Genomic DNA, 14,930 nt, shown 5'->3' with positions numbered 1-14,930 from the left:
GAAGGCGATGTATTACGCTCATTCCGAAAGTAAAAACCGAGGTATGAGCAAGAAAGAATCATCATTTTATAATTGCGCGTACCATAAATACACATAAATATTCCGGTACGCGCAAAACTGCTTAATAGCATCGATAAATAAGGATTTTTGAGGTCCAATATCCCCCCTCGTGCGGGGGCGTGGATTGAGTCTTATTGCTTTTGCGATATCTTGACCATAAGCTTTATCACGCCGTAAACGATAGTTATAACGGCGAACACGCCCACCATGCCCAGCGCAGCTACGCGCAATGCTTCAGTTACCATATTCATACACCCCTTCCGTCATGGTACCAGCGCCAGCACCATAGCGCCGGCTATGATAGAACCTATCTGACCGGCCACGTTGGCACCGACAGCCTGCATAAGTATAAAATTGCCTGGGTCCTCCTTTTGTGCCATGCGCTGTATAACCCTGGCCGACATTGGGAAAGCCGATATACCAGCTGCCCCTACCATCGGGTTTATTTTTTTCTTTAAGAACAGATTGAGTATCTTGGCAAATATAACGCCGCCTGCCGTATCGAATATGAAAGCCGCAAGCCCCAAACCTATTATCATCAGCGTTTCAGGCGTCAGGAATTTATCCGCCGTCATGGTAGAACCTATGGTAATGCCAAGCAGCAGGGTGACTAGGTTGCTCAGTTCATTTTGAGCAGCTTTTGACAACCTGTCCAATACGCCGCACTCCCTTATGAGGTTTCCGAACATAAGCGAACCTACCAAACCCACGCTCATCGGCGCTATTATACCCGCTATAAGCGTGAGCGCTATAGGAAATATAATCTTTACCGTTTTGGATATCGGCACGGCAGAAGGCTCCATATGTATGCAGCGTTCCTCCTTGCTGGTCAACGCTCTTATAACCGGCGGCTGTATAATGGGTACCAGCGACATATAAGAATAGGCTGCCACTGTTATTGGCCCAACAAGCCTCTCCGCAAATTTCGTCGCGACATATATTGATGTGGGACCATCAGCTGCTCCTATTATCCCTATAGAAGCCGCTTCTTTTATGGGAAATCCCAGGAGCGCCGCCACGACTATGGTGGCGAATACGCCGAACTGCGCCGCTGCTCCAAAAAACATCATAACGGGCTGTTCCAGCAGTGGGCCGAAGTCTATCATGGCCCCCACAGCTATGAATATAAGTATCGGGAATAATTCCGTCTTTATGCCGGCATCGTACAAAATCGACAGAAATCCTTCCGGTCCGAGCGCCGACGACAACGGTATATTGGCCAGTATAGCACCAAAGCCTATCGGCAAAAGCAGCATAGGCTCATACTCGCGCCTTATAGCAAGGTATATAAGAAGGCCACCTACGAGTATCATTACGACGTTGCCCCATGTCATAGCCATTAATCCTTGTAACAGTTGTTCCATATAATCCTCCAAAAAGATTTTTAGAATTATAGGGATCAAAAAAGACCCCTATCCTTGCGGATAAAGGTCTCATTCTTTCCATTGCCGACCGGATATAGAGCTATATCGTGATGACGATCGGCAAAACCACTTTTGTGGTGAATTACTCCCCTTTATAATGTCGTCTATTATTATATTGCAAAGCACCAGGCAATGCAATAAAAAAATTCTGCGGTTTGCATAAAGCGGCATTTAATATCGATAAATATTTGACAATCTGATCGCCATATTGTATTATTGTAATATACAAATATAACGATACGGAGGGTATCATAAATGAAGGTTATCATAGTAGGAGGGGTGGCCGGTGGTGCATCGGCTGCAGCCAGATTGAGGCGTCTTGACGAGAACGCCGAAATAATACTTTTTGAAAAAGGCGAATATATATCATTCGCCAATTGCGGTTTGCCATACTATATAGGCGGCGTAATAAAGGAAAAAGATAAATTGCTGGTACAAACCCCTGAAGATATGTCCAGGCGCTTCAATATAGACGTGAGGACAAAAAGCGAGGTAATCAGCATAGTACCGGATAAAAAAGAGGTAATTGTCAGGGATTTAACGAATAATGAAGAATACAGCGAAACCTATGATAAGCTCATACTCTCCCCTGGCGCTGAACCTATAAAGCCCGATATACCAGGTGTTGACGACAGCAGAGTATTTACCTTGAGAAATATACCGGATACCTACAGGATAAAGGACTATATAGATCAGCATAAGCCTCGCCGGGCCGTAGTGGTGGGTGGAGGCTTTATAGGCATTGAGGTGGCTGAAAACCTGCATGCCCGCGGTATAAATGTCACCATAGTGGAGCTGGCAGATCATATCATGGGGCAGATAGATTATGAGATGGCAGCCATAGTACACAATCACCTGCATAGTAAAAACGTCGAGCTTTATCTCAAAGACGGTGTGAACGCCATACAGCCCGTGAACGATCATCTAGCCGTCGTATTAAATAGCGGCAAGAGCATAGATACCGATATGGTAGTAATGGGCATAGGTGTCAAACCCGATATAAAGTTGGCTAAAGATGCCGGCCTGGCTATAGGAGCGCGCGGCGGCATAAAAGTAGATCAATATATGCGTACCTCTGATCCCAATATATACGCCGTAGGTGATGCCGTGGAGGTTAAAGACTTTATAAGCGGCCAGAACGCCGTAATACCACTAGCGGGGCCGGCCAACAAACAAGGCCGTATAGCAGCCGACAACATAGCGGGCAGATCGAGCATATATGAAGGCACTCAAGGCACATCCATAGCCAAGGTGTTCGATATGACGGTGGCAGCAACCGGCAACAATGAACGCCAACTTGGGCGCAGCGGCATAAAATATCAGAAATCGATAATTCATCCCAACTCTCATGCCAGTTATTATCCGGATGCATTGCCTATATCCATAAAACTTATATTCTCACCTGACGATGGCAGGATATTGGGTGCACAGGCAGTAGGTTATGAAGGTGTGGATAAACGCATTGACGTCATAGCCACAGCTATACGCGCGGGCATGACAGTATATGATTTGGAGAAACTGGAACTAGCCTACGCACCCCCATATTCATCTGCCAAGGACCCTGTAAACATGGCTGGATTTGTGGCGGCCAATATATTGAAAGGTGATTGCGATGTATTCCACTGGGATGAGGTAGATAAGCGTGATAATGATAAAACAGTGCTCATAGACGTACGCACTCCCTTGGAATACAATATGGGCACGATAGCCGGCGCTATAAATATACCGCTGGATGACCTGCGAGGCAGATTAGATGAAATACCCAAAGATAAGGAAATACTGGTATTTTGTCAGGTGGGCCTGCGCGGGTACCTGGCCTGCAGGATATTGAAGCAGCATGGATTTGCCAATGTCAAAAACTTAAGCGGCGGGTACAGGACATACGAGATAGCAACCGGACGTCAGAGCAACGAAGGCATATTCCGCTATGACGACGCTTTCAGCTCTAGCCGCGTTGAGGCACCCATTCCCCCACAAGATGAAAAACCGTCAGGCAATACCATAGAGGTCGATGCCTGCGGCTTGCAATGCCCCGGCCCCATAATGCAGGTATATAATGCCATGCAGGGCATGAAACCCGGCGATGTATTGCAAATAAAGGCCAGCGATCCGGGATTTGAAGGCGATATAAAGGTATGGTGTCAGCGCACGGGCCACAAACTGCTGGATATAGGATGGCAGGGGCGCACATTGGTAGCCCGCATTCAAAAAAGTGGCGTTCTCCCAGAAGAGCAGCAGGCCGAGCCTCAAAGCCATGACAAAGCCATGATAGTATTCAGCGGCGATTTAGACAAGGCTATAGCCTCATTCATCATCGCCAACGGCGCCGCGGCCATGGGGCGCAAGGTAACGATGTTCTTCACTTTCTGGGGACTCAATATACTGCGCAAACCTGAAAAAGTGCCGGTACACAAGGATTTTCTGAGCAAGATGTTCGGTGCTATGATGCCAAGAGGTTCCATGAAACTGCCGTTATCGCGCATGAATATGCTTGGCATAGGACCTAAACTTATACGGCATCTTATGAAGGAAAAAAACATCTTCTCGCTCGAGGAATTGATCCAGCAGGCTATAAAGAATGGCGTTAGGATAGTAGCCTGCAATATGTCCATGGATATAATGGGCATAAAGAAGGAAGAACTTATAGATGGTGTGGAGATAGGGGGCGTGGCATCATTTATCGGAGCAGCTGAGCAGTCCGATGCATCGCTGTTCATATAGATGAGCGATATGGATAATTCGAAACACTACGAAATATTGGCACAAAAGCTGAAAGCTATCGCCCATCCATACAGGCTTTGCATAGTCAAAGGCCTCATGGAACACGAATGCAATGTATCTTATATGCAGGAATGCCTGGGCCTACCCCAGTCTACCGTATCGCAGCATCTGGCCAAGCTCAAAAGCGCCGGCATTATAGAAGGCCGGCGCGACGGCCTGGAAGTATGCTATAAAGTGGTGGACGATGATGTTAAAAATATCATAAATGTACTGTTTAAGCCTTGATGATGTATCATCAAGGCTTAAAGCTTAAGCATGCCATTGTATATGCCTGGCACTGAACCATCTATTACAGTAGCACCCGCAACCTTAGCATAAAAATCTACTGGCCCTGCTCCTCCTATAATAGCATAGGCGTAGCCTTGAGCAGCCATGGCATCCAGGCATGCCAAAAGCAGTGCCTTGCCGGTACCCTTGCCACGGAAGGCAGGATCCACGCCGGTAGGACCGAAAAAGTCCCTGCACGTCGCATCATGGCAGGCAAATCCTATTAATTGACCGTCTTTCACTGCTATAAAGCACGATACGGGGTTATTGGAAAAAGCCACATCGCATTCGCTGGCCCAGCCGTTGCCGAATTTATCGGCCACCCACTGGACTACAGCGCGTTTCTCAGGCGGCAAAGCCCGGCGTATATCTATCCCCTGGGCTTTCTGCTGCTCCAATACCGGCTGAACCGGTGGAAGTTCATATAATTTGACAAGCATATCTGGCATAATTTATTCCTCCTTATTCTTTCATGCCAATATTATATCAAAGTTGCCACAGGACTGCGAATATTTTCAATACGTCGTCTAGGGTGTATAATAGGTCCAGATACTTTATTTTAAGGAAGGTTTATTTATGGAAGATGTAATACAGCGCTTCTTGCGCTATGTGAAATACGATACGTGCTCAAATGAAATTTCCCCCGCATATCCGAGCACAGATGGTCAACTTATATTTGCGCAGGTGCTGGCTGACGAGCTGGCACATATGGGCCTAAAAGATGCCTGCGTGGATCAAAACGGCTATGTTACCGCTACGCTCACATCCAACGTTTCCTCAAACCTGCCGGCTATAGGGTTTATATCGCATATGGACACCAGCCCGGATATGCCGGGCCATGATGTAAAACCACACATAATAGAAAATTACGACGGTTCAGACATAATACTAAACCGCGATATGGGCATTGTGCTTTCACCAAGCGAATTTCCCCATCTGAGAAATTATATCGGCCAGGATATTATAGTGACCGATGGCACCACCCTTTTGGGTGCTGACGATAAAGCCGGAGTAGCCGAGATAATGACGGCTGTTGAGTTTTTATTGGAGCATTCTGAGATAAAACACGGTACTGTTAAAGTATGCTTTACTCCCGATGAGGAGGTAGGCCGAGGTGTCGACCGCTTCGATACAGCAAAATTTGGAGCAGCTTTTGCCTATACCGTTGACGGCGGGGAAATAGGCGAGCTGAATTATGAAAACTTCAACGCCGCAGCAGCCCGTATAAAAATAAAGGGCAAGAGCATACATACCGGCGATGCTAAAGGTAAAATGAAAAATGCCGTATTGATAGGCATGGAGCTAAACGATATGCTCCCTCCAGATGAGATACCCGCAAATACTGAAGGGTACGAGGGCTTCTACCATATAAACAACTTTGACGGCAATGTAGATCATGCCGACGCATATTATCTAATAAGGGACTTCGATAAAAAAGGCTTTGAAGATAGGAAAAACTTCATGAAGGGCATTGCGGACAAGCTAAACGCCAAATACGGTGCCGATACGGTAAATATAGATTTATACGATCAGTACTATAATATGAAAGAGATAATAGAGCGGCATATGTACGCGATAGATATAGCAAAAGCAGCCATGCAGCAAGCCGGTGTACAGCCCCTGATACTGCCCATACGCGGCGGTACAGACGGCGCGCGCCTCTCATACATGGGCCTGCCCACCCCCAACATTTTCACCGGCGGGCACAACTTCCACGGCCGCTATGAATACATACCGGTCCAATCCATGCAAAAAGCCGTTGAGGTTATAGTAAACATAGCTATAAATTGCTGCACATATCCGTGGCCATCCTAGCAGCAACGATTGTGTTTTGCATTGCGCAACGATATAGTATCCATATTATGGTTACGTACCGCTGCGCAATGCATCGTATCATAATATTACAGTTTTAACCTGAAGGTTTTCAGCTCGTACGGCTTTATATATACATCAAATGAGCCGGTCTGTACTGATATATCTTCGCCTTGTGCCCGCTCCAACAGATCGCATTCCACAGCGCTCTGTACATTAAAAGCGCATTTTATGCCGACCTTGCCGCGCTGACCAAAAGCCTCAAACACCCTCAATATTAAATCGCTGTTATCTTCGGCTTTCTTTACGGTATCTATTATGACATTATCCGCATCTGTCGAAAACATGGATTGCTCAGCAGCGAGCGAGCCTGTATGAGGCGATGCCACTATAGCTGTAAGCGGTGCATTAAGCTGCCACGCCATAGGTACTGTCCCGCCTTGGTCCCACGAGCCCTTATGCGGGTACAATGAATATGTGAATTCGTGATACCCTCTATCGGCTTTGGGATCTGGCCACATAGGCGCTCTCAACAGCGTCAGCCGCATTACGTTGTCTTTAATATCGTGTCCGTATTTGCAATCGTTCAGCAGGCTTACGCCGTAACCAGTTTCGGACAGATCCGCCCATTTATGAGCGCATACCTCAAATTTAGCCTTGTCCCAGCTCGTATTCCAATGCGTTGGCCGATTTATGGCACCATAATATATGTCATAGGTCGCCTCTGTAGCCCTTATATCGACTGGGAAGGCTACCTTAAGCAGTTTCTGATCCTCCTGCCAGTCCACCGATGTTTTAAAATCTATACGCGGTATATCGTTATATATCGTTATATCCTGGGTTATGGTGGATTTATTAAACCGTCTGATCATACGGAGTATGCCTTTTACCGGGCCTATAGCAATGACCTCTGATGAGATAAGCTCATCGACCTCCCACATCTTATCACGATAGAAAAGGTCTATATCCCATGCCTCCCAATCTGCCGGCTTGTCTTCAAAGATCTGTAGAACGTTGCCGCATTTATCCGGCTGTAATACTTGCCGACCGTTTATCTTATCATATATCGATGTCATAAATCCCTTTTCGTTTATGTCTATAGCAAAAAATCTGTTCTCGAGATGCTCCTTTTCCACCGTTATGTCAACAGCAGCAGGTACCGACTCTTCTTCTATCATATGATATACTCTATAACCCATCGACGGCACATCGGCAGCGGTGAATACGAGTTCGGTTCGGCCTTCTTCGGTTATTGCCTGAGAATCAACGATATTGCCCTCGCGATCGACGACCTTATATTTTTTATCGCTTTCGATGACTAAACTCACCGCATCGGTTACCGGCCACGATAGAGAATTGAATACCGTAATAGCCTTGCCGTCGCCTGATGTGTCTATATGGCTTTCCAGGTTTTTCAAAGCTTTTGATTTTATATCGTTGCCTGTTCTCAATACTTCCGCATAGTCTCTAGCCGAGTCCTCGTATACCGGCGTTATGGATGAACCCGGTATTATGTCATGGAATTGGTTGAGCAATATCTTCTTCCAGCCGTTATTCAAGGTTTCCTGCTCATATGGATGTCCATATATCCTGGCTAGATACGATAGCAGCTCTGCCTCTCGATACAACAGTTCCGCTTTACGGTTGTTGCGCTTATTCCTGGCCTGCGTTGTATACGTCCCGCGGTGAAGCTCGAAATAAAGCTCCCCATCCCACACAGGCAAAGCATCGATATCATTTCTCAAACGCTCAAAGTATTCATCCGCCCTGCCCGTTGCACATTCAGGCATGCCGGGCAGATCGGTGAGGCGTTTGGCGTATTCCAGCATCTCTGCCGTAGGGCCACCGCCTCCGTCGCCGTATCCGAACTGATACAACAGCTCATCCGTTTGTTCTTTCTGGCGGAAGTTATCCCACGTGGCTTTTATCTCATTTGGCGTAAGCATGCCATTATATGCCCCCGGTGATGTGGGAAAATACGACAGTATCTCGCTGCCGTCATTGCCGCGCCATGTAAACAGGTCATAAGGGAATTTATTCTCGTATATCCACATTATCTTGTTGGTAACGAAGTATTCATAACCACCCTTTTTAAGGATCTGCGGTATGATCCAGTTGAATCCGAAGGTATCGGGTAACCAGGCTACCTTTGGCTCTATCCCGAACTCTTGCATGAAGAAGCGCTTGCCTAGGAGAATCTGGCGCACAAATGATTCGCCCGATATGAGGTTGCAGTCATGCTCTACCCATGTGCCGCCGGTTGGCTCCCAGCGCCCTTCTTTTATCCTCGTTTTTATCTGTTCATACAGTTTGGGATAATACTGTTTAGTATATTCAAACTGCTGTGCCTGGCTCTGTATGAAATAATACTGAGGATATTGTTCCATAAGACGAAGCGCTGTAGAAAATGTCCGGCTACACTTGCGTACGGTCTCTTTAAGCGGCCACAACCATGCAGTGTCTATATGCGAATGTCCATTTAAAAGCAATTTACCGTTTCCGCGTGCATATCGTATCGCGCTTATGCTGTCGCATAGCATAATCCTGGCTTTTTTGATCTGTTCATCATCGTTGTAATCATCTATCGACTGTAAAGAAGCTTTAACTTTATTGAGCATGCTTTGTCGCAAATCATTATCATTTTGCACCACCGCCGAGTCAAATATCGTCTTTAAGTCAAAATAATATTCATAAGCGGCTTCATTTACACAAGCTAGCGTAACTCCGCGGAAAGTGTATGGTTCAAAGGTCAAGCCTCTCAATTGCCTACCGGCGTATTCGCCCCATTCCATGCCGGCTTCTATAAGGATATCATATTGTTCATCTCCGGCGGCATGCTCGGTCAAAACAACGGATTTATGGTTTCTGTCTATGCCTTGGTACGGTGTTCCATTTATAGACAGCAGGGCCTCTCCTCCGCCAAGTTCGATCGTCATTATGACTTTGCAGCCTTTATATGTATCGGGTATGCGTACCATTTTCCTAAACCAATAGGTTTGCTCTGGGCTGCCCCATTGTTGACCGACTTTTATAGGTGCCCACTCCTGGTTCTCATAGCGGTATTGGTCCGGAGCGTCATAATAGCCTCTTTTAAACTGCCATCCATCTAGCGTTGTGCTTCGCCTATAAATCACCTTACCTACATCGTTTATGCGATCGGTAATCCATTTTTGTAATAATTCTTCTTGCAACAATACACCCACCTCCAAAATCATTTAAATTTTAATAAGCCTTGGTATCATTATATCAGCTAAATCTCATATCTGCAACGTTAACCGATAGGCTCATCGCACTGGCAGAACAGCGCCGGCCATCCCTCTGCCGCTGCCGTTGCTAAAAATTTTAATTCCATTGTTAAAACCCCCTTGCTATTTATTCCAGTTCCAGCCTTCTTCCAACATGATGAGATAATTTTTCATGGGCACATAATTGGCCACTGTATTGCCCGAACCGAGAGCATACCGACCTCTTGGCATACATTCCTCCAAAATACCCCTTATGTATCGGCGCAGCTCATCCTCAGGCAAACGGCATAATTTATCCATATCCACGCCGCCTAACACGCCTATCCTATGTCCGTATTTTCTCTTAAACTCGGTTACCGGCACCGATGCGTCCTCAAAGGAATGCTTGGCATCGATTTTCACATCCTCGATAAGATCCTCCATGATGCTTTCCAGATTACCGCAGGCGTGAAGCATATATATCAGCCCGTTGTCGTGGGCCAATTTAGCCAGCTTTTTATGCCAGGGCAAAGAATACTTTCTTAATGCATCCGGCGATATCATGGTCGATGTCTTAAAGCCCATATCATCGCCCTGAAAGAACCCAACCAGATTAGGAAGCCCTAGAAGTTTCTCATAGAAACCGTAGATTATCTGCCCCACCTTCTCAAATACGGCTTCAACGAGTTTGGGATTATCGTACAGCAGAAATGACAGATTTTCATAACCGAACAACGTATCCAATGGTACCTCTAAAAAGCCGCTGGTCGGACATACAAACACACCCATACCCTCTGGTACATGAGCGGCTGCATATTCATAATCCCAGAGATCCACATTATCAAGCGACGGCCATGGATAGCTTTCAAAATCCTCCCACGTAGATATAGGGCCTTTGCCCTCTTCCGCCCAGCTTCTTTTCCCTCTGGAAAGAGCGGCGGTATCCTCACCCAAGCGATTCTTTCCCACAAAATTCAATCCGCCTGAAAGCCTTACATAGTCATAGCCCAGCCTATAATACACCTCAATGTAATTATCCCAATAGGCTTTACGGCCCTCGCGAGCAGTTGACGGATTGACCCAATGCCGTCCCAGAAAATCCTCAGCTATAGCAGCTACCATTTCGATATCCAAAAAGAGCTCGGCGAAAGGCGGGCGCGATGGTATGGTTTTGCCTAAAACAACATCCTTAAACCAATTTATATTGGGTTGCGGTTTATCTATAGGTAATCTCATCAATCTTATCCCCTACCTCTAATTTATTTATATACAGTATATATCTTATTGATGCTCGAGCCTAACATATTCTTGCCTTTATATTGAACGATATTGCCCAAATTAACATATAAACTAAAAGGCAATTATGATATAATTGATATAAATATTTGTTTTGCAAAGGGAGGAATTTATTTGATTATAGAACATATATCGCAGAGCGAAACAGCATATGAGGAATACTTCCAGACGCCGGACCCGGCTATACCCATACGATCTTTTGTCAATTCGTCTCGGCAGCAGAGTATATCGGTAAAGCCGCATTGGCACGAGGCTGTAGAAATATTGTATATGCTGGAAGGAACGGCGGTTCAGAGGATAAATGATCTAGTATTCGGCATTCATACAGGTGATATTGTGATAATCAATGGCCTGAATGTGCATTCTACAATATCGGAAGGTAATGAAGCTACTGACATTCTGGTATTACAGTTTGACCCTCGTTTATTGAACACTATGGAAGAAGGTTACCTACGCCCCCTGTTCTTTTCCAAAGATCCCGGTAATCCTCATCTCGTAAATACCCAGATGCCCATTGGCCGTCAGATAAAAGAACATATGATGGATATATACCATGAGTTTGTCGATAAATCGCACGGTTACGAGCTGGCCATAAAAAGCGATATATATCGAATATTATGCTTAATGCTGAGAAGCTCCGATATGAGATACTGTACGGACACCCGATATAACGCTTATAGAATAAAACTGCAGAGATTACAGATATTGTTGGATTATATAGACCAGCATTATGAACAACCGATAGAACTCTCTGAAGCCGCCGAAATGATACACATGAGCAGATACCATTTCTGCCGATTTTTTAAGAAAACCATGGGCAAAACTCTGATCGAATATCTAAACGAAACGAGGATCGAAAAAGCTCATCAGATGATAATTAGCAGTGGCAAAACCATCTCCGAAATCGCTTTCGAAGTAGGTTTCAATAGCGTTACCTATTTCAACAGGCTTTATAAAAACATAAAGCATTGCACGCCTACGGCAGCCCGACGAAATCTTCATTCTTGAATATGGAGAACAAGAGAAACGGCTTAAAGCCGCTTCCATCAGTATTCTTCAACCAACTCCTGAGCTATGTCCGTCCATTGTGTAAACCGTTCAGGATGGTTGTCACAGGTATGGGTATCCTTCAATATCATCTCTATAACGCAGCCTTTGGTTACATCCAATGTGTGCTTTATATATCCCCTTATAAAATCGGCATCAAAATCCCCTACAAGATACGAAGGCTTTGGTTTCCATGAAAATATATATTTATCGCCCAGTTTCTCCGCACACTTATCCACATCGGCAAATGGTGATATGGAAATTCTCCTTATATGAGGTATGGTGAATACATAATCAAGTTTAGCGGTCAGATCCTCACAACAGCCATAACCATTAAGCCCGAAAGGCTCCAAAAGGCGCTTCTCGTATTGCATGACAAATTCATAGTGCTGCTGCGGCGATACTTGAGCCATCTCCTGAGATTCGGCCGACGCCCACATATCGCAGGGCCTGATTCTTTCAGGGTCATAGTCGGATCTGGGCAATTCATCTGTATATCCGACTCCGCCGGAGGAATGATAGGTTTCATCATTATTTAAGCTGAAAAGATTAAGATCCATATATTGCTGTACCAGCCTACGATGACCTTCTTCTAAAAAGGCCATGGCTTCGTGCAACATACCAGGGTTGTCGTACATATCCCACATCACCTGCTCCAAACCGCGAAGCTCGCAATATATATCCATAAGATGAAACGAAACATGGGCTATGCCTTTGAGTTGTACATCCAATATATTGACGAACAGATCTTGGGCCTCTTCCATGCGCCCCAGTGTTTCTTTTTCGTCGTACCGCACCTCGGGAAACCTTAGTTTTTTGAGATCGCTATAATCATTGATAAGCGGGATAAAACCCCACGAGCCGGTATTCTGGCTGCTAGGCCTATGTTTCGGCTGCAATCCCCAATCGGTAGTAGTGATAGCTTTTGATACGACCCATTTTTTCTCTATAACACTGTCATCATGTATGTATTCATGCTGATATATGCGCCGACGCAGTTCCCATTCTATCCCACGAGCAACCTCTCCTTGGCACTGAAGCACCGATTGCGGTAGAAGCTCACGCCACGACCCTTCAGGGAATACTAATATCATCGGACGCACGCGTTTTAGCTGGTTATGCTGTTTCCACATGCGGCGGCGCTCCTCCATGACAGGGAGCTCGGCTATCTCTGCCACCCGCTTGGCTAGATCTCGTATTATTTTTTTATCTTCTTGAGCAATCATTTTTCCCTCTCTCTCAATCCTCATGTTCTACAATTATAATAAATATTCATGTGCCAGGATCAAAAATACGCTCGATGTCCAAGTATACGCTTTATCGCGCAGTCCTTCGCCGGTTAAAGCATCGAAGTTCTCAGCAAAGCCGCCGGCTGCGCACATATAAGCAAATTTCCTGCATATATCTTGCGCCATGGCCTCCTCGCCAGCTTCTTTTAACCCATCCACCATCAACATCGTAGACGGTGCCCAAATAGGGCCGCGCCAGTATCCATCGGCCTCATATGAAGGGCTGTCGATGCTCTCGGTAGCCAAGCCATGCTCGGTTATTATACCGCTTTGTTTTAGATCAGTGATGGTAGCTGTCAACACATTTTGCGGCAAACGCCCGGCTAGTATAATGGGCATAAACGGCAGTAGGCTTTGGGATGAGATCGGTTTATGCACTCCTGACTGCAAGGCTACCAATCTATTGCCCCTTAGCGAATGCTCAAGCAATCTATTCAACAATTCGGATGCTCTTTGTTTCCATACACGCGATTGGGCTTTCCTGCCAAGCTTATCCGCCACATCAGACAACGTTTCCATTTGGATTATAAGAAAGGCGGCTAAATCGGGGCTTTCAATGGGGGGCCTCTCAGCAAATACAGTGCTATTATCCCATCCCGAATCATTTCCGTGATTATACTGCGGTATGCCGTCGTCGTCATCGTCGCGATAATTAAACCACCAATTGGTCCAATCACATAAAGGTTCATAGACCTGAACCAGTTTAGCACGATCTATATAATCCGTATTATCCATCATCTTTTTCAATGCCCAGCCGTGAATAGGTGGTTTGCAGAAGTTCCATATGGGCAGGCGATCGTTAATGCTATCTGGTAAAGCGCCATTATCGTCCTGATAATCAAACATTATCATAAATTGATCCCATGCCAACTCAGGATATTTATAGCTCAGAGCTATGGCGTTGAAGCAATGATCCCAGCTCCATACATTGGTCATCCAATTCTTAGACATAAGCATGGCTGGCCTCGTTATCAAGCCATTAGGTTCTACAATACATGACCAGTCAATGTAAGCCGCCAGCTCACCAGCCTGGGAAAATTCATCCGGCACATCCGGCATTTTACCTAAAAATGCCTTAAATTCTTCTTTGACGCTTTTGATGCTTTCATCAAAATAATCATAGGTATGCTGATACCATGAGCTATAAAATTCTTCAATTGCACACTCAAAATAACCTGTATCATCTGGCAGTATGTCCACTTTAACAAAACTGCACTTGCTGCCGTCCCAAGGGGCATCCATACATAATCGCGCTTTTAACGGTATAAACATTAGCTGTACTCTGCTGTTAAAAGCGTTTATGATCCACTGGTATTCTTTAAATGGAATAGCATTATTGAACATGGATTCCTCACTGGAAGAAAAACGCAACCCTACACCGCGGCCTCTTATTCTTATAACCGTAGGAGTCGCGATGCATATCTCAACATATCCATTCGCAGCTTCTAAACGAAGCAGTTCGGGCATGGCCTTAATTTCGAACGGTATGGGTCGGCCCCCATCGGTAAGCTCTACCCGCATGACCTCTTTTGACACCGCATCGCCATGAACCGTACGCAAATAAAGCCCTTCTTTAGCATTGACACCTCTAAAGCGTCCCGATAACCACGAGAAAGCCATATACGATCCACAACGGCTGAAAGGAACTTGCTCTAAGTTAAAATTCACATTTATACCCCCATTTTTATAAAAGATCTACGTTATTTTTTAATTATACGATAAAGCAGTTA

General features: G+C 45.5%; 11 protein-coding genes. 4 read left to right on the top strand and 7 right to left on the bottom strand.

The features are described 5' to 3' along the window. Positions 1-191: 191 nt before the first annotated feature. Both MAHAU_RS15255 and MAHAU_RS00190 read right to left on the bottom strand, forming a co-directional pair. Positions 192-311, bottom strand: coding sequence for an OadG family protein (locus MAHAU_RS15255; protein WP_013779696.1), 120 nt, complete (start codon positions 309-311; stop codon positions 192-194). 12 nt (positions 312-323) lie between these two features. Next, on the bottom strand, positions 324-1,424 hold the full coding sequence (locus tag MAHAU_RS00190; protein WP_013779695.1) for a sodium ion-translocating decarboxylase subunit beta: 1,101 nt from the start codon (positions 1,422-1,424) through the stop codon (positions 324-326). Positions 1,425-1,739: 315 nt separating this feature from the next. Here MAHAU_RS00190 and MAHAU_RS00185 point away from each other — a divergent pair, with 315 nt between their 5' ends. Both MAHAU_RS00185 and MAHAU_RS00180 read left to right on the top strand, forming a co-directional pair. Next, entirely contained in the window at positions 1,740-4,205 is a 2,466-nt protein-coding gene (locus MAHAU_RS00185; RefSeq protein ID WP_013779694.1) for a CoA-disulfide reductase, read from the top strand. Between the two features lie 9 nt (positions 4,206-4,214). Beyond that, positions 4,215-4,490, top strand: coding sequence for an ArsR/SmtB family transcription factor (locus tag MAHAU_RS00180; RefSeq protein ID WP_148258351.1), 276 nt, complete (start codon positions 4,215-4,217; stop codon positions 4,488-4,490). Between the two features lie 17 nt (positions 4,491-4,507). On the opposite strand, the gene MAHAU_RS00175 is transcribed toward MAHAU_RS00180, so the two are convergent. Further along, positions 4,508-4,981: a GNAT family N-acetyltransferase gene (locus MAHAU_RS00175; protein WP_013779692.1), complete on the bottom strand. Its 474-nt coding sequence runs from the start codon at positions 4,979-4,981 to the stop codon at positions 4,508-4,510. A 127-nt stretch (positions 4,982-5,108) separates the two neighbouring features. On the opposite strand from MAHAU_RS00175, the gene pepT reads away from it, so the two are divergent. Further along, positions 5,109-6,347 (top strand): peptidase T, encoded by a 1,239-nt coding sequence (gene pepT / locus MAHAU_RS00170; RefSeq protein WP_013779691.1) that lies wholly within the window; start codon positions 5,109-5,111, stop codon positions 6,345-6,347. An 86-nt stretch (positions 6,348-6,433) separates the two neighbouring features. Here the strand turns inward: pepT and MAHAU_RS00165 are convergent, their stop codons facing one another. Both MAHAU_RS00165 and MAHAU_RS00160 read right to left on the bottom strand, forming a co-directional pair. Next, positions 6,434-9,538 carry an alpha-mannosidase gene (locus MAHAU_RS00165; RefSeq protein WP_013779690.1) on the bottom strand — a complete coding sequence of 1,035 codons (3,105 nt, stop codon included), beginning with the start codon at positions 9,536-9,538 and terminating at the stop codon, positions 6,434-6,436. Positions 9,539-9,712: 174 nt separating this feature from the next. Beyond that, positions 9,713-10,804 carry a uroporphyrinogen decarboxylase family protein gene (locus tag MAHAU_RS00160; RefSeq protein ID WP_013779689.1) on the bottom strand — a complete coding sequence of 364 codons (1,092 nt, stop codon included), beginning with the start codon at positions 10,802-10,804 and terminating at the stop codon, positions 9,713-9,715. 174 nt (positions 10,805-10,978) lie between these two features. Here MAHAU_RS00160 and MAHAU_RS14760 point away from each other — a divergent pair, with 174 nt between their 5' ends. Beyond that, positions 10,979-11,872 carry a helix-turn-helix domain-containing protein gene (locus tag MAHAU_RS14760; RefSeq protein WP_013779688.1) on the top strand — a complete coding sequence of 298 codons (894 nt, stop codon included), beginning with the start codon at positions 10,979-10,981 and terminating at the stop codon, positions 11,870-11,872. A 38-nt stretch (positions 11,873-11,910) separates the two neighbouring features. Here the strand turns inward: MAHAU_RS14760 and MAHAU_RS00150 are convergent, their stop codons facing one another. Beyond that, positions 11,911-13,137 (bottom strand): uroporphyrinogen decarboxylase/cobalamine-independent methonine synthase family protein, encoded by a 1,227-nt coding sequence (locus MAHAU_RS00150; RefSeq protein WP_013779687.1) that lies wholly within the window; start codon positions 13,135-13,137, stop codon positions 11,911-11,913. A 33-nt stretch (positions 13,138-13,170) separates the two neighbouring features. Further along, the gene (locus MAHAU_RS00145) at positions 13,171-14,868 is read right to left on the bottom strand and encodes an amylo-alpha-1,6-glucosidase (RefSeq protein WP_013779686.1); all 1,698 of its coding nucleotides are present in this window, start codon (positions 14,866-14,868) and stop codon (positions 13,171-13,173) included. Between the last annotated feature and the right edge of the window lie 62 nt (positions 14,869-14,930).

The sequence above is a fragment of the Mahella australiensis 50-1 BON genome, from assembly GCF_000213255.1.
In the GTDB taxonomy this organism is placed as follows: Bacteria; Bacillota; Clostridia; order Mahellales; family Mahellaceae; genus Mahella; species Mahella australiensis.
The sequence above is the reverse complement of the archived record's forward strand: the minus strand, read 5'-3'. Positions and strand labels throughout refer to the sequence as shown.